This is a genomic window from Desulfocicer niacini (assembly GCF_054657595.1).
Genome location: NZ_BAAHYK010000006.1, coordinates 86,992 through 109,137 on the forward strand (window position 1 = coordinate 86,992; position 22,146 = coordinate 109,137).

Consider the following 22,146-nt stretch of genomic DNA (forward strand, 5'->3'; position numbering starts at 1 on the left):
TTTAATCCCCGGGCATGAACCCTGTGCACAGAAAACATAAAGAGGTTGATTTTTGGATGGAGTTGTAGGCATCAAATCCACCCATGAAGAAAAGCGGGCTTCCCCCGGCCCGCTTTTCTTCCGGCCTGTCTGGATTTTCCCCTGCCCTGCCGGGCTTATCTTCTTTCATCCGACTTTTTCCTTGATCCCTTGAAGATTTTTTTGTACAGTCTTTGTCCTTTGTTCTGACGTTTCAGGCAAGGCATTAAATCCCAAAAAAACATACACACAACGGGGGGACAGGAATGCGGCTATTTGACAGCCATGCACACATAGATGATATAAGTTTTCAGAATGATTTTCCAGAGACACTTCAAAGAGCAAGGGAAGCAGGGGTAAAAGCCATCATGGTGGCGGGTGTCGACCTTGCGACATCTAAAAAAGCCATAAAAATGGTGGAAAAACACCCACACATCTTCACCTCCGTGGGAGTCCATCCCCATGACGTAAAGCATTGCTCCGAGGATGTAATGGCAGAACTTACGTCCCTTGCGACCCATAAAAAGGTAAAAGCATGGGGGGAAACCGGACTTGATTTCAACCGCATGCATTCGCCCATGGATGTCCAGGAGAAATGGTTCATCCGTCAAATTGAGGCCGCCGATGCACTGGAACTTCCCATGATATTCCACGAACGGGATTCCGGAGGGAGACTGCTTGAAATCCTCACAGATATGGACAATCAGAGACGTCGGGGGGTGGTCCACTGTTTCAGCGGGACCCGGGAGGAGATGTTTAAGTATCTTGACCTGGGATATCACATCGGCGTCACCGGCATTGTCACCCTTCAACAGCGCGGGGCGCTTCTAAGGCAACTGATTTCTCTCATCCCGGAAGATCGACTGCTCATTGAAACAGATGCTCCCTATCTAACCCCGGCCCCCATGAAAAACAAAACCCGAAGAAACGAACCTGCCTTTGTGGCTGCTGTGCTTCATAAGATCGCAGACATCACCCACAAAGATCCCCATGAACTTTCCGAAATCATCTGGAACAACACCCTGGAGCTTTATAATATCTCCCACATTTCCTGACATTTGAGGATCAAATGTTTTTGGGTTTGATGGATCTGGTTACAACATGGGCCACCCAACACCGTTGGGCAATCAACGGAATCAGGAAGGCCTGCCCCGACATCGCCAGGGAGATCCCAGCCTCCCCCAAAAAAATATTCCCGACTCAGGACATCATGTGCGCCACAGCCTTTTCAAGTCCGTCCAAGGAAAGTTCAAACATGGGAAAAATGGACGCAATGGTCATGATGGAATGGGTATAACCCCACATCCGGCTTGGCACTGGATTGAGCCACACGGCATGGGGAAAGGTATCGGCAATGAATTTAAGTCTTTCTATACTTGGCTTTCCACTGCGTTCCTGGATATGAATGGAACCATCCCGGGCCATGAGTTCATAGGGTGCCATGCTGGCATCCCCCACCACTATGAAACGGGTTTCAGGGTCCATCTTTAAAAATCCGTCAATGGCCCGGGGTTTCCGATACCGGGCCGGATCATCCCAGACACAATCATAAATGGTATTATGAAAGAAACAGGTTCTGACCTCCTTGAATTGGGATCTTGCATAATCAAACAGAGTCTGAACCACTGGGATATGGGGGTCCATGGACCACCCACCGTTATCAATGGCAAGCATTACCTTGAGTCGATCCCTTAACGAACGATCAAAGATTAGTTCAATCTCCCCTCCGTTTTTCATGGTTTGGTAAATGGTTTCATCCACATTCACCTGATCCCTGGGGCCACTGGGTACCAGATTGCGAAGGCGTTTTAATGCTTCCCCCATCATGGCCTGGGTCAAAGGTCCCCTGCCGGAGTAATCTTTATACCGTCTTTCCCCGGCCACTTTCAGGGCCGACTTATTTCGGGATTCCCCTGCCACCCGCATGCCCCCGGGGTGATAGCCCGAATGCCCCACCGGGGAGGTACCTCCTGTGCCGATCCACTTGTTTCCGCCCTGGTGCCTTCCCTTCTGATCTTTTAACCGCTCTTTAAAATAATCAATGAGTTCCTCCGGGGTCAAATTTTTAAGTGTCTTCGGATCAATTCCCAGGGCATCACTTAGCTGCTTTGGATCCTTTAACCATTCATCCAGCATTGCCCGGGCCAGTTCATCAATTTCAAACCCCTGGTTTTCCGGCAGAGGAACCCCCTCAAAATAAAAGGAAAACACCTGGTCATAGAGGTCAAAATAACGCTCACTTTTGATAAGAATGGCCCGGGCGCAGGTGTAGAAGTCATCCAGGGAGTCCACAAGCCCCCGGTTCAATGCCCGTTGAAGCGTCAGAAATGAAGTGGGGGTAACGGGTATCCCGACTTCCTTTAACTTATAAAAAAAAGAGATAAACATTATATCTGCATCCCTGCCCCGTAAAAACGGGCCGCCCCGCTTGAAAAGCCGAGGCTTTGAAAAAGGTTTCCATCTCCAGCCGTAATGATACACTCCGGGCCTGGTCACAACATGGGCCATTCTCCTGATTTCTGGCAGCCCCATAAGACTTCAATAAAAGAGAATCAAAAGCCACATGCAAACAAAAACAGATTTTAAAAGAATCGACGTCTGGTGGAAAGGGACTGCACCTTTTCATAATCCGGGCTTTTTTTGAACAGTACCCCAAGAAAGGGCACAGCCCCCTTTACCAGATCCCTGGCCCGGAAATCCGGATCCGCATCCAGGGCTCGAATCCAGTTGATGAGCTCCCGGGTGGCCGGTTTTTTTTCAATCCCGTCCACATCCCGAAGGGTATAAAACGACGAAATGGCATGTTCTGCCAGGGTGGTATCAATGTCCGGAAAATGAACAGATATAATTTTGCGCATCATTTTAGGATCTGGAAAGGCAATGTGATGGAAATTGCACCGGCCCAGAAAAGGATCTGACAGATCTTTCTTGGCATTGGAGGTAATGATGATCACCGGCCGGTGCCGGGCCTGGACAGTGCGGTCAGTTTCTATGATATCAAACTGCATCTGATCCAGCACGTCCAGCATGTCGTCCTGGAAATCGGTGTCGGCCTTGTCGATCTCGTCTATGAGCAGCACAGTTCGCTTTTCTGCCATGAATGCCTGGCCGATCTTCCCCATTTTAATGTAGGCGTCAATGTCGCTCACATCCCGCTTGGAATCTCCGAACCGGCTGTCATTAAGTCGGGTGAGAGTATCGTACTGATAAAGGGCTTCAATGAGTTTCATGCTTGATTTTACATTAAGAACCATGAGGGGCATGCCAAGGCTCTCTGCAATGGCGTGGGCCAGCATGGTTTTACCGGTGCCGGGTTCGCCTTTAAGGAGCAGGGGCATTTCCAGGGCCATGGAAATATTCACGATGCCGGCAAGTTCGGGATCAAGGACATATTTATGGGCGCCTGAAAACTGCAATTTCTTTTCTCTGTTGGGTGTCATGGGAACTCCTGGTGTGGATTCGTGGGGTTATGGGTCTGTGTGTTTATTGTCTGATTGGTTTATGGTCATATTTTGTGGCAGGATAAAGCATCTTTCAATGGCACTCAAGGATTTTATTGTCTATTTGCTGTGGGAGCATCACATCTGCCCTTTATCATAATGGGCGTGGTCACAACATGGGCCACCCGTGACAGTTGGCTGCCCATGAGGTCAAAAAAGTTAAGCAGCCCCCTTCTCAGGAAGGACCAGATATTATGCCCCCCCTCCCAAGTTCTTTAAATGATTGACACCGAACACTCCGGATGCTATAAATTTTTGTTATACGTTATGATTTTATTTTGCTATATTTACAGGCTTCCAGGAGAGTGCTTGTGAATACCTGTCACAAAAAGTCTTTTTACTGTTTTTTCGTTTTCACATAGAATCTGATGAGGCACATCAGATACAGGAGTGCGCTATGATTGGTGGAATTGGTATGCCGGAGCTGATAATTATCCTTGTGATCATTCTTATTATTTTTGGTGCAGGGAAACTTCCAGAAATCGGTTCTGGCATTGGAAAGGGCATTAAAAATTTTAAAAAAGCCACAAAAGAAGTGGAGACCGAAGACAAAGAACCGGAAAAACTGGAGAACGACAAAAAATAATTACCAGAACATTCACTGTTCCCATCCATATAAAAACTTCATGAACTGCCCTGTCACGCAACACATGAAATCCACGTCGTCATAACATCAACGCGGAAAACTTGGGTTTAGTCACAATGGAGGCCACCTCCTAAGAGAATGTCGGGGAGGGCAGATATTTTGGGCGCATTCCCATTTTCCCGGCTTTTTTTTGTGCACCACCCACCGTCCTGTCTATCTGCCATCAGACAGGGTTGTCCAGGCAACGATTCAATCGTTATTGCCCGGCATATCCACAGCACAATTTTGCAATTTACCACGAAAAATGCATGACAAATTTGCAATAAAATTCTGCTGTCCCATGGTTCAAACCCCTGAATGCCCGCGTCATCGTCACCATATATCTCAGTGGCACCTTCTTTGCATGACAAATCACTAACCGAAAAACCATTACAGAGCAGCGGACGCCATGAAAAACAAGACAGACGCCAGCATACTGATCCAGAACCGGGATCAACTGATTAAAAATTTCCTAAACCAGAAAGAACCCCGGTTTCTGGAATCCTTTTCCAGAATTCTGGATGAATATTTTCAGTCCGCCCTTGGAAAAAGCAAAGCTGCAGCCGCCATGACGTTCCAGGGCAATCCCGTGGTCCTGGTGGCATTGGGTGGATATGGTCGCCAGGAGCAATGCGTCCATTCCGATGTGGACCTGCTACTGCTGTTTGAAAAAAAAGTACCCCGGGAGACAGAACAGCTTGTAAAAGAAATTTTATACCCCCTGTGGGACATCCACCTTGAAACCGGATACGCCATCAGGACAATTAAAGAGTGTCTTTCCATGGCCTGGAAGCAGTTTGATATCCTCACCACCATGCTCGATGTGCGGTTTATCTGCGGGTCATCCCCCATCTATTTTAAACTCAGAGAGCAATTTCGAAAAAAACTGTCCGCCCGATACCAGGAAAAAAGCCTTAACCGCCTCATTGACAACGGCAGACAACGCCATCGGGATTTTGGCGATTCCACCTACCTGCTGGAGCCCAATCTTAAATCCGGCCACGGCGGGTTAAGGGACTACCACACCCTGCTATGGTATGCACGCATCAAGGCAGATATTCGCTGCAGAAGGGATCTGGAACGCAATGGTTTTTTATCCCACGAAGAATATGAAACCCTTGAAGAAGCCCTGGCTTTTATCTGGAGCATCCGCAATCGGCTCCATTACATCACCGGCAGAAAATGTGATCAGCTTCATTTTGAACACCAGGTAGAGTTAGCAAAACTGCTTGGATTTAAAGGCAAATACCGTCACCAGGCAGTGGAAAACTTCATGGGCGAACTCCACGCCCGGATGGATTTTTTAAAAGAGACAAACCAGCGGGTCACTGAAACCATCTTACTGGACAAACGGGGAAAACGCTTCTCTTTTCCCGCCCGCTCCACCCACACCCGGGGAATTCAAATTCAGCGCCGACGTCTGGAATTTTCATCCATCAGTGACATCCCCAGAGATCCCCGACTGCTGTTGAAAATATTTGTGGAAAGCGGTAGATCAAAAACCCCCCTTTCCATTGAGTCCAGACGAATCGTTGGGGAATTTGTTCATCTGGTGGACGATAAATTCCGAAAAAATCCCTCCCACGTCAAAGACTTTGAGAAAATACTTGCCACATCCTTCTGGGAATTCAATGTACTCAACGTCATGCTAAGCACCGGCCTTCTGGTGAAATTCATTCCGGAGTTTTCCCGGCTTCTGCACAAAATTCAATACAATCAGTACCATCTTTTTCCCGTGGACAAGCACTCCATTCGATGTGTACAGGAAATCAACGGCCTTAAAAAAGATACCGAAGGCGACGACAAAAGTGCATTTTACCACGCCATCCACAAAGAGGTTCGAAACCGAAAAAACCTTTTGATGGCGGCCCTGCTCCACGACATCGGAAAAGGAGATCCGGCCCTGGAACACTCCCTCCGGGGAGCCGAAATTGCCGCAAAGATTCTCAAAAGATCTGGCTATACCCAGGCAAACATTGATGAAATCTGCTTTCTCATTGAAAATCACTTGTTTCTCATCAAGGCCGCCACCCGCCGGGATATCAGTGACGAGGAAACCATTATTCTTTGCGCCAAGCGTATCAACCGGGTGGGGCGACTGCGGATGCTATACCTTCTCACCGTGGCCGATTCCCGGGCCACCGGCCCCAAAGCCTGGAACGACTGGACGGAAAATTTACTCAAAGAACTGTTTCTGAAAATTCTTGGCATCCTGAAAAAAGGTGAGCTGGCCTCCCGGAAAGCCGTAAAAATCATACAAAAGAAAAAAACAGATGTACTGGCACTCAGGAAACCCTCATGGGATGAAACAGAGCTGACCCGGGCCCTGGATTCCATGGCCCACAGATATCTGCTCTACGTGCCCCCGGAAGAAATCATTGAACACCTTGACCTTCATAAAAAACTCGGTAATAATGATTTTTTGTGGACGGTTAAGAAAGAACCCGACACCGACATCCGAACCATTGCCATCTGCGGAAAAGACACCCCGGGGTTTTTCTTCAAACTGGCTGGTGTGTTTTTCCTGAACGGTCTCAACATCGTGGGTTCCCAGGCCTATGCCTGGGGTGACAATACGGCCCTTGATATTTTCAAGGTAATGCCCCCCCGGGATCGACTCTTTGAAACGGAAAAATGGGAAAAAGCAGAAAAAGACCTGCACCTTGCCATTGCGGACGACTGCTTTCTTGATCGATTAAAAAAGAAACTGCCTGAAACGCTGACCCTTTCATCGGGTCAGACTGCCAGACCTAACCGGGTGGAGATCGACAATGAGACCTCCAGTTTTTTCACCATAATTGAAGTATTCACCTATGATTTTCCTGGCCTTTTGTTTGCCATTACCCATGTCCTTTACCTCCAGGGCATTGATGTGAGAATTGCCATGGCAGCCACCAAGGTGGATCAGGTGGTGGATATATTTTATGTCAAGACCCTGCAAAATGAGAAACTATCAGACCCCCCGGATGTGGAAGCCACAAGACTTGCCATCCTCAATGCACTGCCACAAATTATTCTTGAAAAAGAACCCCGTTGAACGCCCCGCAAAGGCCGGCACAGGACAAGATCCCAAAAAAGGAGATACCAATGAAGAAAATAGAAGCTATTATCAAGCCCTTTAAACTGGATGATGTAAAAGAATCCCTGAATGAAATTGGTATTCAGGGAATGACCATCTCCGAGGTCAAAGGCTATGGCCGCCAGAAAGGCCACAAGGAAATTTACCGGGGGGCCGAATATGTGGTGGATTTTGTCCCCAAAATTAAAATTGAAATTCTTGTGGACAAGGAACGGGCAGAGGAGGTGGTGGAAACCATCTGCAAAGCCGCCAACACCGGAAAAATAGGTGACGGCAAAATTTTTGTGCTTCCCGTTGACCAGGTTATCCGGGTCCGAACCGGAGAACGCGGCACCGAGGCACTGTAACAATACCTTTATTGGGAATTGATCAAAACACCATCGTAAAAGCCCGACCTTACTGACCCAGTATAAACCCGAAGGCGCCGGTGGTGTTGTCAAGACCCATCATCGCAAGGAGATGAAAATGACACCGGAACAGATTATTTCCAGAATAAAGGATGAGAAGATCAGGGTTATTGATATCCGATACATGGATTTCCCCGGCACCTGGCAGCATTTCACCGTACCGGCATGTGAGGTCACGGAATCCTCATTTGAAGATGGATTCGGATTTGACGGATCCAGTATGCGGGCATGGCAAAACATTGACAACAGCGACATGGTGGTGGTGCCGGACCCCTCAACGGCAAAAATAGACCCCTTTTTTGAAGAACCCACCCTGGTACTTTTAGGGGACATAAAAGACCCCATCACCGGCGAACCCTACAGCCGTGACCCCCGCTATATTGCCCGCAAAACCGAACAATACATTAAAAGCACCGGCATCGGAGATACCATCTTTGTGGGACCGGAACCGGAATTTTTTATTTTCAACAATATCCGATTTGCCTCGGAAAACAATGCGGCTTTTTATGAAATTGATTCCGATGAGGGCATCTGGAATTCCGGCCGGGAAGAAATTCCCAACACCGGATACAAAATCCGCCACAAACAGGGGTACTTTCCGCTTCCCCCCGCAGATAAATACCAGGACATGCGAACGGAAATGATGCTCACCCTGGAAGACATGGGCATTGAAATGGAATGCCAGCACCACGAGGTGGCCACGGCGGGTCAGTCGGAAATCGACCTTAAATACAGCACCCTTCTAAATATGGGAGATACCCTTGCCTGGTTTAAGTATGTGCTTAAAAATGTTGCCGCAAAATATGATCACACCGTCACTTTCATGCCCAAACCCCTCTTTGAGGACAACGGAACAGGCATGCACACCCATCTGAGCATCTGGAAGGAAGGAAAGCCTCTGTTTGCCGGCAACAAGTATGCCGGTGTTTCCCAGGAAGCCCTGTGGGCCATCGGAGGGATCATCAAACACTGCAAAGCCCTTTGTGCCATCACCAACCCCACCACCAACTCGTATAAACGCCTGGTACCCGGCTTTGAAGCCCCTATCAACCTTGCCTACTCCAGCAGAAACCGCAGCGCCTCCATCCGGATTCCCATGTACTCCAGCGCTCCTGCGGCCAAACGCATTGAATTCAGAACCCCGGACCCCTCCTGCAACGGATATCTTGCCTTTTCCGCCATGACCATGGCTATGCTGGACGGTATTCAAAACAAGATTGATCCCGGTGATCCCATGGATAAAAACATCTATGACCTGCCCCCGGAGGAGCTGGCGGAAATGGCCTCGGCGCCAGGTTCCCTGGGAGAAGCCCTGGATGCCTTGGAAGCAGACCACGATTTTCTACTCAAAGGGGATGTTTTTACCAAAGATGTCATTGAAAAATGGATTAATTACAAACGGGAAAACGAGGTAACACCGCTGAACAGCCGGCCCCATCCCCATGAATTTTTCCTTTATTATGATATTTAGCAGCCTGTAAAAACGGGGTCAAGCTTGTCTTATGGGCGTTATGGGTCCGACCCCATGCATGCCGAAAATGGGCCACCTGTCTCAATTGGCGGACAAATGGGATCAGGCTTATGTTATTGTGCTTTTATCAACAGCCTATGTTAAAAAAAACAATTTAAGTAAAAGTATCAATAACGCAAGCCTGGCCCCTCCCCGGCATGGCCCATCTTATGACCAAACTTCCGAATTTTTCTGGGAATAACGCCCATAAGCCCAAGCCCGGCCCCTATAACCGACTTTCCCGGGGATGCATGCATCTTCATAAGGACCCCTTCTCCATGGCACCCCATGACAATAAATTTCATACCCAGCACGTTCTGCTACTCTCCTTTTCCCATTTCATCCATGATATCTACACAAGCTTTCTGGCCCCGGTACTGCCCCTGATCATTGAAAAGCTTTCCATCTCTCTGTCCCAGGCGGGATTATTATCCACCGTCATGCAGATACCGGCCCTGATGAACCCTTTCATAGGTGCTCTGGCCGACCGCAGGGGTCTTGCCCGATGGGCCATTATTCTGGCCCCCAGCTTGACTGCCATCCCCATGTGCCTCATTGGCATGGCATCTTCCTACTGGATGCTGCTGGTGATGTTTTTTGTGTCAGGTATCAGTGTGGCGTTCTACCATGTACCGGCCCCCGGCGTTATTGCCAGGGTATCGGGCAACAAAAAGGGTCGGGGCATGAGTTTTTACATGACAGGGGGGGAGGCCGCACGCATGTCAGGCCCCCTCATTGCCGTTGGGGTAGTATCCATGGGAGGACTTGCCGGATTTTACCCCATGATGATTTTTGCCCTGATAACATCGGTGATGCTCTATATTAAACTTGCCCCCCTGGACATGGACAACGACAATTCCCCCAGAAAAACATCTATTTTTGCCACCACCAGGGACATCGGACATGTGCTTTTTCCCCTTGCCGGTATTCTCACAGCCAGGGCCTTCATGCACTCTGCCATGGGGGTGTTTCTTCCTGTGTTCATAGAACGACAGACCGGAAATCTCTGGCTTGCCGGCAGCGCCCTTGCCCTGTACGAGGCCTTTGGGGTTGCCGGAGTATTAAGTGCAGGTATTTTAAGTGACACCCTGGGAAGAAAGAAAATTCTCTGTGCCGCTGTTCTGCTGGCACCGGCAAGTCTTTTTCTGTTCATCATCACCACCGGGGCTGTCAAAGCCATATTCCTTTGCCTCACCGGATTCAGCATCCTTTCCACCACCCCGGTGATGCTGGCCATCATCCAGGAACAATCCATGGGGAATCCATCGGCGGCCAACGGCCTTTTTATGATGATTTCCTTTGTCACCCGCTCCATTGCCATTGTGCTGGTGGGGGGAATTGCAGACCTCATCGGACTTGAAAACATGTACCTGGCGTGCGCCTTCATCGGACTTATGGGCCTGCCGTTTATTTTAAAGCTTAAGGATTGACACCGGCATCCTCCCATGGTATTTTTGCCATCCAAATTTAGCACTGTATCGGGCGGCACCATGCCTTAATAGGGAATCCGGTTAAAATCCGGAACGGTCCCGCCGCTGTGAACGGGGAGAAACCTGCACCCATGTCACTGCAGCGTCATTAAAAAACGTTGTGGGAAGACGCAGAATATTTCAATGATCCGTCAGTCAGAAGACCTGCCCGATACGGTAATGAAACCCCTTTGGTGAAATGGTAAATCCCAGGGCTGACACCACAGTCAGTTCCGGGAAACTGTCCGGAACATGACCAGGAAAGGACAGAAAATCAATGAAAACCCAGCTTGAAATTGCCAGGGACGGGATCATCTCTGCGCAAATGAACCAGGTCGCCACCGACGAAAACATCTCCCCGGAACTCATCCGCCACCGTGTGGCCCGGGGTGAAATTGTCATCCCCTGCAATCCCTCCAGAAAAAACCAGAGAGCCGTGGGCATTGGTACCGGGCTTCGCACAAAAATCAATGCATCCATCGGTACCTCTTCAGATATCTGCAATATTGAAGCAGAGGTCAAAAAAGCCATCATCGCCGAAGAAGAAGGGGCTGACACCCTCATGGAACTCTCCGCCGGGGGAGATCTGGATGCCATCCGTCGGGAAGTATTGAAGGCCGTGAACCTGCCCGTGGGCAATGTCCCCCTTTACCAGGCCTTTAAAGAAACCGGCCGAAAATATAAAGACCCCTCCAAACTGGACCCGGAATTTCTCTTTGACCTCATAGAAAAACAGCTGGCAGACGGCTTAAGCTTCATGGCCATCCACTGTGGCATCAACCAGTACACCATTGAACGTTTAAGAAAACAGGGCTTTCGCTATGGCGGCCTTGCATCCAAGGGCGGTACCTTCATGGTGGCCTGGATGGATGCCACCGGCAAGGAAAATCCCCTGTATGAACAGTTTGACCGGGTGTGTGATCTCATGAAAAAATACGATGCCGTTCTGTCTTTGGGCAACGGCATCCGGGCAGGTGCCATCCATGACAGCCACGATCGTGCCCAGATGGCTGAAATGATCATTAACTGCGAACTGGCAGAACTGGGAAGGGAACGAGGGTGTCAGATGATGGTGGAAGGCCCCGGTCATGTGCCCCTGGATGAAATACAGGGCAATATCATGCTGGAAAAGAGAATGAGCGGCAATGCCCCCTACTATGTGCTGGGTCCATTGCCGGCAGATACCGGGGCCGGTTATGATCACATCACCTCGGCCATTGGCGCTGCCACCTCATCCTGGCATGGGGCGGATCTGGTGTGTTATATCACGCCTGCCGAACATCTTGCCCTGCCCACTGAAGCAGATGTAAGAGAAGGGGTCCGGGCCACCCGTCTGGCCGTAAGAATCGGGGACATTGCCAAATACCCGGACAGAAGGGAAAATGAAAAACTGGCCTCCATGGCCCGACGGGACATGCGCTGGGGCGATCTTGAAAAATATCTCCTCTTTCCTGAAGTTGCAAAACAGATGCGACAGGAACGCTGTCCCCAAGAAGAGAAAACCTGCACCATGTGCGGGGACTTCTGTGCCATGAAAAAAGGAATGGAAGTGTTTGCCAATGACATCAAAAACGATAAAATAAGCAGATAATTTAAAGCCTGATCATGGCGTTATGAAGGATAAAAAATGGAAAAACTGACGCAGACATTAAACAAAATCACCCCCTCTGATTTAAAAACAAAAGAAAAAGCGCTGCAGAGACTGGCCGAACAGGCAAGACCTGCCGGAAGCCTTGGTATTCTGGAGGGGGTGGGTGCCAAACTTGCCGCCATTGCCGGAACCATTGACGTCTCTTTCAAAAAAAAAATGATCATCACCTGTGCTGGAGATCATGGGGTGGTTCAAGAAGGTGTCAGCCTTTTCCCCCAGGAGGTGACCCCCCAGATGGTGGATAATTTTGTAAATCAGGGGGCCTCCATCAATGTCCTTGCAAAGCATGTGGGTGCCCAGGTAAAGGTGGCGGATCTGGGGGTGAATTTTGACTTCAGCCCCACGCTTCCCATCTTTCACAAAAAGGTGAAAAAAGGCACCGCCAATTTCACAAAAACCCCTGCCATGACAAGACAAGAGGCCATTGCAAGCATCACCGCCGGCATTGAAATCGTGGATGAACTAGTGGAGAAACAAGGCGTGGATCTTCTGGGCACCGGAGACATGGGCATCGGCAACACCACCCCGTCTGCGGCCATCATTGCAGCTTTTTCCGGCATCAGCGTTTCTGAACTCACCGGCCGGGGCACCGGTATTGATGATGAAATGCTGAAAAATAAAATTGCCGTCATTGAAAAGGGGCTTGTCCTGCACGCTCCGGACCCCAAAGATCCCATAGATGTACTTGCCAAGGTGGGCGGCCTTGAAATAGGCGGACTGGCAGGGCTGGTGCTGGGGGCTGCCGCCCATGGCATCCCTGTGGTGTGTGATGGCATTATTTCAACAGCGGGTGCCTTGATTGCCTGTGAGCTTGCCCCCCATGCAAAAGAGTATCTCTTTGCCGGTCACCGCTCCGTTGAAGTGGGTCACACCTTCATGCACAACAGAATGGGGCTTGAGCCTCTGCTGGATCTGAAATTCAGGCTGGGTGAAGGCACCGGTGCTGCCCTGGCCTTTCAGCTGCTGGAAGCGGCCACCCGAATTCTGGCAGAGATCAAAACCTTTGAAGAAGTGGCCATCAAGAACGCCCAGGTCCAATAATAATCCATCCAGGATACTGCCTGATTGCAAAGCCCCCCTTTATAAATAAATTGAGGAAGGGGGGCTTTGATTGGAACCGGTATGTGATCAACGGATTGAGATATTCAATCAGAGTTCCATCTGCAGCACATCCTTCCCGTGGAGATCATGCTCTCTTTCAAGGCGCAGCACCCGCCTTTCCAAAGTCAAGAGGTAGGTTTCCATCATTTCAATGTATTCTGAGAATTCAGGGGAAACCCCCAGTTCCTCGCTTCGATCTTTTAAACGAGCTTTCAGCTTCTTCTTTGTTTCCGCTTTTCTTTCTTCCAGTGTGGGCATCTAAAAAATCTCCTGTTGCATTCCCGAATTCATTTTAATGTTTATTGGTTTTTTATATAACATACATGCAGTAAGCACCAGCCACAACGAATTATGAAAAAGTCGTTGCTGTTAGCACACAGCGCCCAATACCCACTTTTTCATATCAAACTTCAACCAGCTTGAGTTATAAAAAAAATATAAAAAAAAGCAAGTAAAATATCCAGCATATCCATTTGAGGTGCTTAAAAATCAATACTTCCCGGGGTTCGGGGAAAGGGCACCACATCCCGGATATTTGTTATTCCGGTGATTAGCATGAGAAACCGCTCAAATCCCATGCCAAATCCGGCATGGGGAACAGACCCGAAGCGCCTGGAATCCAAGTACCACCAATAAGCCTCCCCGGACAAATTCATTTCCGCCATGCGTTCCTCCAGGACATTCAGGCGTTCCTCACGCTGGCTGCCGCCAATGATTTCCCCGATACGGGGAACCAGCAGATCCACGGCGGCCACCGTTTCACCATCGTCATTTAACCGCATGTAAAAAGGCTTGATGGTTTTGGGATAATGGGTTAGAAACACCGGTTTTTTGAAATATTCCTCGGCAAGAAAACGTTCATGTTCAGACTGAAGATCCATGCCCTGCGTCACCTTGTAATCAAATTGCCTGCCGGACTTTACCAGGATGGACACCGCATCGGCATAACTGATCCGCTCGTAGGGTTCCCGGACAAGGATATCAAGCATCTGCTGCAATCCTTTATCCACAAACTGTATAAACAAAGAAAGATCTTCCCCACAGTGATCCATGGCATGACGGGTCAAGTATTTAATGATTTCTTCCCCATGGTCCATGTTACCGTCAAGGTCGCAAAATGCCATTTCCGGTTCCAGCATCCAGAATTCGGCCACATGACGACTGGTGTTGGAATTTTCTGCCCGGAAGGTGGGACCAAAGGTATAAACATCTCCCAGCGCCATGGCAAACATCTCCGCAGACAGCTGCCCGGACACCGTCAGGTTGGATTCCTGGCCAAAAAAATCCTCCGCTGCGTTCATCTTTCCCGATTGTGCCACCCGGTCAAGATCCAGGCTGGTGACCCGAAACATTTCTCCGGCACCTTCACAATCAGAACCGGTGATCACCGGGGCGTGGAGATAGGAAAAGCCCCTGTCCCGGTAAAATTGATGAATGGCAAAGGCCATTTCCGATCGAATGCGGAACATGGCACCATATTTATTGGTGCGGGGTCGCAGGTGGGCAATGGATCTTAAAAACTCATCGGAATGGCGTTTTTTCTGCAGGGGATAGTCTTCGGGAGCTACACTGACAATTTCCAGATTATCCGCATGAATTTCCCATTTCTGGCCCTTGCCCGGGGAGGGCAGCAGCCGTCCCTGGACACACAGGGCGGAGCCCGTGGTGATTTTTACAATTCTGGCGTAATTATCAAGGGATTCATCTGCTATCACCTGGATATTCTGCAGACAGGACCCATCGTTTAATTCCATAAATGAAAAGGTCTTAGAGTCACGCTTGGTTCGCACCCAGCCTTTTACCAGCACACGATCCATGGCAGTCGTTCCACCAAGGAGCTGTTTTATCTTCAGTCTCTGCATTGTGTCTCCTTAACATGACAAATCAGCCCGGCAATTCTGATACCGACTGTCCAGGGACAGCGCCTGAGGGGCATCAACATCACAATTGCAGCATTCGGCCGGAACCCATCATTTTACCATTGCTTTATCCAAGATAAAATGTAATAATTCTTATTCACACTAAACAATCAAACAACATGGATTTATTAAAAGTTCTCTATCATGAACCAACAAAATATACAAGCCATCCTCCCCTTTGTGGAGATGCCCAGCAGATATTTAGGATCTGAGGTCAACACCGTTAAAAAAGACCTCAGCCACATGGACTTGACCTTTGCCCTGGCATTCCCCGACCTGTATGAAATCGGTACCTCCCATTTTGGCATGCAGATTCTCTACACCATTTTAAATCAGCAAGAAAACATTGCCGCCGAGCGTTTTTTCACCCCGGCTCCAGACATGGAGCAGCAACTTCTGGACAAAGGCCTGCCTCTTTTTTCCTTGGAATCGGGAATAAGTTTAAAGGATTTCCACATAATTGGATTCAGCCTGCTGTACGAACTCAATTTCACCAATATTTTGACCATGCTCCATGTGTCCGGCATTCCCTTTTATGCAAGGGACCGAAAAGAGTGCTTTCCCCTGATAATTGGCGGCGGTCCATGTGCATTTAACCCGGAACCCCTGGCCGATTTTTTTGATGCCTTTATCATCGGGGACGGAGAAGAAATAATTGTGGAACTGTCCCGGCTTGTGATCCAGTGGAAAAAGCAAAGAGGCACAGATAAACAGGAACTCTTAAAAAAACTTTCCACCCTTCAGGGCGTTTATGTACCATCTTTTTTCAAAGTGGATTACGACATCGAAGGTATCCAGCAGATGACGCCCCTCCATGCAGATTATCAACAGATAAAAAGAGCCATCCTGCCTGATCTTGCCAATGTTGCCTTTCCCACAGCGCCGGTGGTACCCTTTGGCAAGCCGGTGCATGATAGATTACGCCTGGAGATTGCCCGGGGATGCTCCCGGGGATGCAGGTTCTGCCAGGCCGGAATGATCTACCGCCCGGTGAGGGAACGCGCAACGTCGGACCTTCTTGATATCACCCGCCAATCTTTAAAAGAAACCGGCTACAGTGATGTATCCCTGCTTTCCTTAAGCACAGGAGATTATGGGGATCTGGCCAATCTCATGGAAAATCTTCTCAGCATAAATGCCAACCATTGTACCGCCATCTCCCTTCCCTCGGTGCGGGCAGGTCGGTTGACACCGGAGCTGATGAGAATCATCAAAAAGGTAAAAAAAACCGGCTTCACCATTGCCCCGGAGGCGGGAACCCAGCGCCTAAGGGATGTAATCAATAAAAACATCACCGAAGAAGATATTTTCAACACCGTGAACAGTGCCTTTGAGCTTGGATGGCGACGCATCAAGCTCTACTTCATGAACGGGTTGCCAACGGAAACCATTGAAGATATCAAAGGCATCTGTGACATGGCAAGGACACTTGCCGCCATTAAGGTCAAAGGGAAAAGCCAGATCAATGTCAGTTTTGCCACCTTCATCCCCAAAGCACACACACCTTTCCAGCGTTGCAGCCAGATCCCTGCGGAAAAATCCCGGGAAAACCTTCTGTACCTGAAAGAACATCTGCGCCACCCCGGCATCAATCTTAAATGGCAGGACCCCAACATGAGCGTACTTGAAGGGGTATGGGCCAGGGGGGACAGAAAACTTTCCAGGGTACTTGTCACAGCATGGAAAATGGGATGCCGTCTGGACGGGTGGTCCGACAGTTTTAACTTTGCCACCTGGCAGGCAGCCTTTCAAAAGGAAGAAATAGATCCACTGTTTTATACAACCAGGGAACGCGCCCCTGAAGAACGCCTGCCCTGGGCACACATTGACTGCGGCATTTCAGACAAATTCATGGAAAAGGAATACCAGAAAGCACTTGTTCCCCAGCTGACCCCGGACTGCCGGGAAGACGAATGCATGGGCTGCGGTATCTGCGATTTTAAAAAAATCCAGCCGGTGCTCCATCCCCCGGCAGACATTTTAGCGTTGACAGATGCAAGCCCCCCGATGATGGACAGCACCCCCGAACATTTTACCCAGTTTCGCTGTTTTTACACACGTCTTGACAATGCCAGACATTTCGGCCACCTGGAGCTTGCCAAAATCATCCGGCGGGCCATACGTCGCATCGGCATCACGGTAAAATATTCCAAAGGGTTTTCACCATCCATGAAGCTGTCCTTTGACAATCCCCTGCCCGTGGGCATGGAAAGTGAAGAGGAATTTTTTAATATCCATGCACACATTAAAACCGATCCCGTGGACATCACGGAAAAACTCAACCGGATACTTCCCCGGGGGCTTTCCATCACCCGGTGCGTTCCCGTGGCGCTTCTCAACAAGAAAACAGGGGACCTGCCCACCACCTACCGGGTATCTCTCCCTGATTACACCATTGATGCCACCCGGGTAGAAAACTTCCTGGGGGCAGATCAGTTCATTGTGGAAAAGCGTAATTTCAAAGGGAAGACCCGCACCACAGACCTCCGGAAAGTCACGAATAAATTGAAAATAATTGACAGTTCTCACCTTGAAATTGTATTAAAAAAAGATCAAAATCGAATCATCAGACCGGCGGAGATATTACAGGACGCGCTTGAAATTCCAGAGGACATTCTCCACACGGCCCGGATTCTCAAAATAAGGCAGGATACCCCCACATGCTGAAAGAACTCGTAGTCAATGCCGCCGAACATGAAACCCGGGTTGCCGTGCTTGAAAATGGAAATATCGTGGAATTGTTCATGGAACGGGGAGATGAATCCAATATCACGGGTAATATTTACAAAGGCCGGGTGCAGCGGGTACTACCAGGAATGCAGGCGGCATTTGTGGACATAGGCCTGAACCAGGCGGCATTTCTCTACGTGGATGATATACTCGATGATACCACTGCGGCCCTGGCCCAAAGATTTGAGCAGGAAAATGACTCCGATGCAGATGGAGATGCCGATGCAGCGGAGCTTAAAGAAGAAGACAGCCCCCCTCCTGTCAACTGGAGATCCAACCGTACAACCGACTGCCCCATTGAAGATCTCATCACCGAGGGCCAGGAAATTCTGGTTCAGATATCAAAATCCCCCATCGGCACCAAGGGTCCCCGGGTCACCACCCATATTTCCCTGCCCGGCCGATTCATGGTATTAATGCCCACGGTGGATCACATCGGCATATCCAAGCGCATTGTGGATGAAAGGGAACGCACCCGGCTCAAAGAACTTTTGCTTTCCCTGAGAAAGGATAATTTCGGGTATATTTTCAGAACCGCTGCCCAGGGCATCCAGGAACGCAAACTGAAAAAAGAAATATCCTTTCTCAATAAAACCTGGGAGGATATCCAGAAAAAAAACAAAACCGTTTCCGCGCCCTGCCTGGTGTACCGGGATCTCACCGTCACTTTCCGCGCGGTGCGGGATCTGTTAAACGATGAGGCGGACAAGCTCATCATAGATTCCCGGGAAGGCTACGATAATGTATTGAATTTCCTTGAAAAGCTCATGCCTGATCTCAAGGTGTCCGTGGAACATTACACCGGGGTGGAGCCTATTTTTGATGCCTACAACATTGAAGGAGACATCGCAAGGGCACTTAAAAAAAAGGTATGGCTTAAATCCGGGGGATATATCATCATCGAGCAGACCGAAGCCCTGGTGGCCATTGATGTAAACACCGGGCGATATGTGGGAAAGCACAATTTTGAGGAAACCATTGTCAAGACCAACCTTGAAGCCGTCAAGGAGATCGCCTACCAGATTCGATTAAGAAACATCGGAGGCATCATCATCATTGATTTCATAGACATGAAAAAAAGTCAGCACAGGGAAAAAGTCATGTCACACCTCAATGAAGCCCTGAAAAAAGACAAAAGCCAGACCAATGTGCTGCCCTTGTCAGAACTTGGGCTGGTGCAAATGACACGCAAAAGGGTACGTAAAAACCTCACCCGAACCCTGTGCGAGCCCTGTTTTTACTGCAATGGCGACGGCATGCTCCTGTCTGGAAAATCCATCTGCCACAAGATTTACCGAGATCTGCTAAATGAAGCCACGGACATGATGGGCAACCGCTTCACGGTGAAGGTACACCCCGAAATTGCCCAGCTGCTCCACGGAGAGGAAAAACATCTTATTTCTTCTCTGGAAGTCAAGGTTAAAAGCCCCATTGCCATTTATCCCGAGCCCCATTACCACATTGAAGAATATCACATTTTTGAAACACTGGTAAAATAGCCCTGCCCTTCTTAACTGTCTTTAAAGAAAAAATTTCAAAAAAATGCCAGCAAGGCAAGCTTGACCGCAATGCCGGGACGGTTGCCGGGTTAAATCAAGGGGGGCTGCCGTGGCTGCCACAGCAATTTTTTTACCACTTTTCGATACATGCCGCTGCCATCCCCACCGGTATTCATTTCTCCTGAACCCTGTTCCGGGCAAGAAGCGCCAGGGGTTTTATCCCGGTTTTTTATAAAATGAAGCAGCCGGGGCCCTTTATCAACCATCCCACTTTTTGCGGTCTTCAATGAACGCTCCTGCACAAGAAGTTCCACCATAATTTCCAGTTCATCGTTTTTTTTACGAAGCACCAGATCCGCAAATGGAGAAATGGTAAGGGCTCGGGCCTGTTTCATGGCGCCTTTCATGAAATCAACAAAACGATCCCGTTCTTCCATGGACTTAGAATCCTGTATCTGTCCAGCAAGGTTTATCAGGTAGGTGTTAAAAAAATAAATCAGACTGTCCATGGTATTATCAATGGATGAAATATCCAGAGACACCCGGCATAACTCGCCGTTTTTTCCCCTGTTGGCTACAGCGCCATCCTTTCCTTCTGCTTTATCTGCATCCACGACGCCGCCGGAAATGCTGCCCAGTTCGGAGGGAGACGCTGGATCCTGGGCCATGGCAATAATTTCATCTGCTGAACGCAGCATATCGTCGTCGGTGTCCTGCCAGGGAAGTACCCGGGAAATCTCATCAAAGGAGGTTACCCCTTTCATCAATTTATAAAACCCATCCTCCCGCATGGTCATCAAGCCCGCTTTGGATCTTGCCACCCGCCTAATATCATTTACGGTACTGTGGCGCAGCAAGACATCTCTAATTTTATCGTTCATGCACAGCAATTCATGGATACCGGTGCGACCCCGGTAGCCCATGTGATCACAGGAACTGCATCCCACGGCTTTATAAAAAGTTATTTTTTCTGAAACAGTGGGGTCCACCCCCAGTATGGCCAGCTGGGCCGCGTCCGGCGTATAAGCTTTTCTGCAACGGGGACAAAGCACCCGGACCAGTCGCTGGGCCATCACCGCCGTCACCGTGGAGGTAATGAGAAAAGCATCAATACCCATGTCCATCAAACGCAAAAGACCACCGGTGGCATCTTCGGTGTGCAGGGTGGTCAGCACCTTATGTCCGGTCAGGGAGGCCTGGATAACAGCTTCTGCGGAAAAGGGGTCTCGGACCTCCCCCACCATGATTACATCGGGGTCCTGACGCATCATGGATTTGATGAAATCCACATAGGTATGACCAAGCTTATGATTGAGTTGTCCCTGAACCACGCCTTCCATGACATACTCCACCGGATCTTCCACGGTGATGATGGATTTTGAGCCGTCATTGATGTGATTTATGGCAGAATAAAGGGTGGTGGTCTTACCACTGCCGGTGGGACCAGTCACCAGGATAATACCCGAGGGCAGAGCCATGAGTTCAAGGAATTTCCGCTTGTTTTTAGGGGTGATACCCAGTTGATCAATATCAATGAAGTTGCTCTGACGATACAGTATCCGAATGACAATGTTTTCACCAAAGGCTGCCGCATACACAGACACACGCATGTCCACATCCCGTTCCATGACCTGGGCACGAAGCCTGCCGTCCTGGTGTTTTCTTTTCTCGGAAATATCAAGTTTGCACAGGATTTTAATGCGGGAACTCAGGCCTGGTGCCATGGAAACCGGCAGGTCGGTTTTATGATGCAGCATCCCGTCAATGCGGTACCTGACCTGGAGACTGGACTCCTTGGGCTCTATGTGGACGTCACTTGCCCCTTCTGCAATGGCATTGCTGATAATAAAATCAAGGACCCCCACCACTCCGTCTTGGTTACCAAAGGAAAGGCCTTTGTCTCCCACCACCAGGTCCTTATCATCCACGGCCTTGACTGCCATGCGGGGCATTACATCCAGGGACACCTTCTGAAAATGCTGCTGCAGGGCACGCTTTATATCCATGGAGGTTGCAATGGCGGGGCGTATTTTGCATTGAAACATGCGGCCTACATCCTGGATGAGTTCATGGTTAAAGGGGTCTGTCATGATGACGGTGACTTCCCCTTTTTCCTTGAATGCCGGCAACACCAAATTTTTCTTAAGGAAATCCTCACTCCATCCCTTTAAAAGCCTGCGATCAATGATATGAAAATCCGGAAATATTTTTAAAATGCCCATCTGGGTAGCCAGGGTGTCCACCAGGACTTTCTCATTGATAAATCCTCTTTTAAGGAAGATTGTTCCGATTTTTTCACCGGTTTGTTTCTGTTCCTGCAGGGCATCCTTGAGCTGATGGCTGGTGATCATGCCAAGATTCATCAAAAGCATACCAAGGGGAATACGTTTATGATACTTGGCCAGCACCCGATTGAGATCCCGCCGGGAGAGAAATTTTTCCTCCAGGCAGATTTCCCCCAGGGTCTTGTATATGGGAAGTTTTTTTTGAATGGCCAAGGCCTGGTCTCTGTGCTCTTCAGAAAGAACGCCTTCCTCAACCAGAAGTTCTCCCAGGCGAAGTTTATTGCCTTTATGATCTTTTTTTTTATTTTCCATATTTCCTGTCAACCGGGCTCACGGTGGTGGTGTTATCAGCG

At 49.1% G+C, this 22,146-nt stretch carries 16 protein-coding genes and 1 riboswitch; of the genes, 10 read left to right on the forward strand and 6 right to left on the reverse strand.

Going from position 1 to position 22,146, the window contains the following annotated elements:
• Position 1 precedes the first annotated feature (1 nt).
• Positions 2-169 (reverse strand): hypothetical protein, encoded by a 168-nt coding sequence (locus ACYQ2M_RS04495; protein ID WP_459915125.1) that lies wholly within the window; start codon positions 167-169, stop codon positions 2-4.
• A 115-nt stretch (positions 170-284) separates the two neighbouring features.
• Between ACYQ2M_RS04495 and ACYQ2M_RS04500 the strand changes: the two genes are divergently transcribed.
• Positions 285-1,073 carry a TatD family hydrolase gene (locus tag ACYQ2M_RS04500; RefSeq protein ID WP_459915126.1) on the forward strand — a complete coding sequence of 263 codons (789 nt, stop codon included), beginning with the start codon at positions 285-287 and terminating at the stop codon, positions 1,071-1,073.
• A 145-nt stretch (positions 1,074-1,218) separates the two neighbouring features.
• Here the strand turns inward: ACYQ2M_RS04500 and ACYQ2M_RS04505 are convergent, their stop codons facing one another.
• Positions 1,219-2,406 carry a vWA domain-containing protein gene (locus ACYQ2M_RS04505; protein ID WP_459915127.1) on the reverse strand — a complete coding sequence of 396 codons (1,188 nt, stop codon included), beginning with the start codon at positions 2,404-2,406 and terminating at the stop codon, positions 1,219-1,221.
• Positions 2,407-2,600: 194 nt separating this feature from the next.
• Complete coding sequence (locus ACYQ2M_RS04510) at positions 2,601-3,458, reverse strand: AAA family ATPase (RefSeq protein WP_459915128.1); 858 nt, start codon at positions 3,456-3,458, stop codon at positions 2,601-2,603.
• A 457-nt stretch (positions 3,459-3,915) separates the two neighbouring features.
• Here ACYQ2M_RS04510 and tatA point away from each other — a divergent pair, with 457 nt between their 5' ends.
• The 7 genes from tatA to cobT all read left to right on the forward strand — a co-directional run bounded on the left by tatA (position 3,916) and on the right by cobT (position 13,300).
• Entirely contained in the window at positions 3,916-4,104 is a 189-nt protein-coding gene (tatA, locus tag ACYQ2M_RS04515) for a twin-arginine translocase TatA/TatE family subunit (protein WP_459915129.1), read from the forward strand.
• A 448-nt stretch (positions 4,105-4,552) separates the two neighbouring features.
• Positions 4,553-7,180, forward strand: a complete 2,628-nt coding sequence (gene glnD / locus ACYQ2M_RS04520; RefSeq protein ID WP_459915130.1) for a [protein-PII] uridylyltransferase — start codon at positions 4,553-4,555, stop codon at positions 7,178-7,180.
• 50 nt (positions 7,181-7,230) lie between these two features.
• Positions 7,231-7,569 carry a P-II family nitrogen regulator gene (locus ACYQ2M_RS04525; protein ID WP_459915131.1) on the forward strand — a complete coding sequence of 113 codons (339 nt, stop codon included), beginning with the start codon at positions 7,231-7,233 and terminating at the stop codon, positions 7,567-7,569.
• Positions 7,570-7,687: 118 nt separating this feature from the next.
• Positions 7,688-9,100, forward strand: a complete 1,413-nt coding sequence (glnA, locus tag ACYQ2M_RS04530) for a type I glutamate--ammonia ligase (RefSeq protein ID WP_459915132.1) — start codon at positions 7,688-7,690, stop codon at positions 9,098-9,100.
• Between the two features lie 317 nt (positions 9,101-9,417).
• On the forward strand, positions 9,418-10,569 hold the full coding sequence (locus ACYQ2M_RS04535; protein ID WP_459915133.1) for an MFS transporter: 1,152 nt from the start codon (positions 9,418-9,420) through the stop codon (positions 10,567-10,569).
• A 33-nt stretch (positions 10,570-10,602) separates the two neighbouring features.
• Positions 10,603-10,795, forward strand: a riboswitch (cobalamin riboswitch).
• Between the two features lie 90 nt (positions 10,796-10,885).
• On the forward strand, positions 10,886-12,199 hold the full coding sequence (thiC, locus tag ACYQ2M_RS04540) for a phosphomethylpyrimidine synthase ThiC (RefSeq protein WP_459915134.1): 1,314 nt from the start codon (positions 10,886-10,888) through the stop codon (positions 12,197-12,199).
• 36 nt (positions 12,200-12,235) lie between these two features.
• Positions 12,236-13,300, forward strand: coding sequence for a nicotinate-nucleotide--dimethylbenzimidazole phosphoribosyltransferase (gene cobT, locus ACYQ2M_RS04545; protein WP_459915135.1), 1,065 nt, complete (start codon positions 12,236-12,238; stop codon positions 13,298-13,300).
• 108 nt (positions 13,301-13,408) lie between these two features.
• On the opposite strand, the gene ACYQ2M_RS04550 is transcribed toward cobT, so the two are convergent.
• Together ACYQ2M_RS04550 and asnS are read right to left on the reverse strand one after the other, a co-directional pair.
• The gene (locus ACYQ2M_RS04550) at positions 13,409-13,618 is read right to left on the reverse strand and encodes a hypothetical protein (RefSeq protein ID WP_459915136.1); all 210 of its coding nucleotides are present in this window, start codon (positions 13,616-13,618) and stop codon (positions 13,409-13,411) included.
• A gap of 224 nt (positions 13,619-13,842) precedes the next feature.
• Positions 13,843-15,222: an asparagine--tRNA ligase gene (gene asnS, locus ACYQ2M_RS04555; RefSeq protein ID WP_459915137.1), complete on the reverse strand. Its 1,380-nt coding sequence runs from the start codon at positions 15,220-15,222 to the stop codon at positions 13,843-13,845.
• Between the two features lie 201 nt (positions 15,223-15,423).
• On the opposite strand from asnS, the gene ACYQ2M_RS04560 reads away from it, so the two are divergent.
• Positions 15,424-17,946 (forward strand): TIGR03960 family B12-binding radical SAM protein, encoded by a 2,523-nt coding sequence (locus ACYQ2M_RS04560; RefSeq protein WP_459915138.1) that lies wholly within the window; start codon positions 15,424-15,426, stop codon positions 17,944-17,946.
• Positions 17,940-19,508, forward strand: a complete 1,569-nt coding sequence (locus ACYQ2M_RS04565) for an Rne/Rng family ribonuclease (RefSeq protein WP_459915139.1) — start codon at positions 17,940-17,942, stop codon at positions 19,506-19,508. Before ACYQ2M_RS04560 ends, ACYQ2M_RS04565 begins: the two co-directional genes overlap by 7 nt.
• Before the next feature lie 89 nt (positions 19,509-19,597).
• On the opposite strand, the gene ACYQ2M_RS04570 is transcribed toward ACYQ2M_RS04565, so the two are convergent.
• Positions 19,598-22,105 (reverse strand): GspE/PulE family protein, encoded by a 2,508-nt coding sequence (locus tag ACYQ2M_RS04570; protein WP_459915140.1) that lies wholly within the window; start codon positions 22,103-22,105, stop codon positions 19,598-19,600.
• Between the last annotated feature and the right edge of the window lie 41 nt (positions 22,106-22,146).

Excerpts from the sequence above, each read along its gene's own strand:
- thiC (WP_459915134.1), top strand. The coding sequence starts at position 10,886 with ATGAAAACCCAGCTTGAAATTGCCAGGGACGGGATCATCTCTGCGCAA.
- glnA (WP_459915132.1), top strand. The coding sequence starts at position 7,688 with ATGACACCGGAACAGATTATTTCCAGAATAAAGGATGAGAAGATCAGG.
- ACYQ2M_RS04565 (WP_459915139.1), top strand. The coding sequence starts at position 17,940 with ATGCTGAAAGAACTCGTAGTCAATGCCGCCGAACATGAAACCCGGGTT.
- ACYQ2M_RS04560 (WP_459915138.1), top strand. The coding sequence starts at position 15,424 with ATGAACCAACAAAATATACAAGCCATCCTCCCCTTTGTGGAGATGCCC.
- asnS (WP_459915137.1), bottom strand. The coding sequence starts at position 15,222 with ATGCAGAGACTGAAGATAAAACAGCTCCTTGGTGGAACGACTGCCATG.
- ACYQ2M_RS04500 (WP_459915126.1), top strand. The coding sequence starts at position 285 with ATGCGGCTATTTGACAGCCATGCACACATAGATGATATAAGTTTTCAG.
- ACYQ2M_RS04510 (WP_459915128.1), bottom strand. The coding sequence starts at position 3,458 with ATGACACCCAACAGAGAAAAGAAATTGCAGTTTTCAGGCGCCCATAAA.
- ACYQ2M_RS04550 (WP_459915136.1), bottom strand. The coding sequence starts at position 13,618 with ATGCCCACACTGGAAGAAAGAAAAGCGGAAACAAAGAAGAAGCTGAAA.
- glnD (WP_459915130.1), top strand. The coding sequence starts at position 4,553 with ATGAAAAACAAGACAGACGCCAGCATACTGATCCAGAACCGGGATCAA.
- tatA (WP_459915129.1), top strand. The coding sequence starts at position 3,916 with ATGATTGGTGGAATTGGTATGCCGGAGCTGATAATTATCCTTGTGATC.
- cobT (WP_459915135.1), top strand. The coding sequence starts at position 12,236 with ATGGAAAAACTGACGCAGACATTAAACAAAATCACCCCCTCTGATTTA.
- ACYQ2M_RS04525 (WP_459915131.1), top strand. The coding sequence starts at position 7,231 with ATGAAGAAAATAGAAGCTATTATCAAGCCCTTTAAACTGGATGATGTA.
- ACYQ2M_RS04505 (WP_459915127.1), bottom strand. The coding sequence starts at position 2,406 with ATGTTTATCTCTTTTTTTTATAAGTTAAAGGAAGTCGGGATACCCGTT.
- ACYQ2M_RS04570 (WP_459915140.1), bottom strand. The coding sequence starts at position 22,105 with ATGGAAAATAAAAAAAAAGATCATAAAGGCAATAAACTTCGCCTGGGA.
- ACYQ2M_RS04495 (WP_459915125.1), bottom strand. The coding sequence starts at position 169 with ATGAAAGAAGATAAGCCCGGCAGGGCAGGGGAAAATCCAGACAGGCCG.
- ACYQ2M_RS04535 (WP_459915133.1), top strand. The coding sequence starts at position 9,418 with ATGGCACCCCATGACAATAAATTTCATACCCAGCACGTTCTGCTACTC.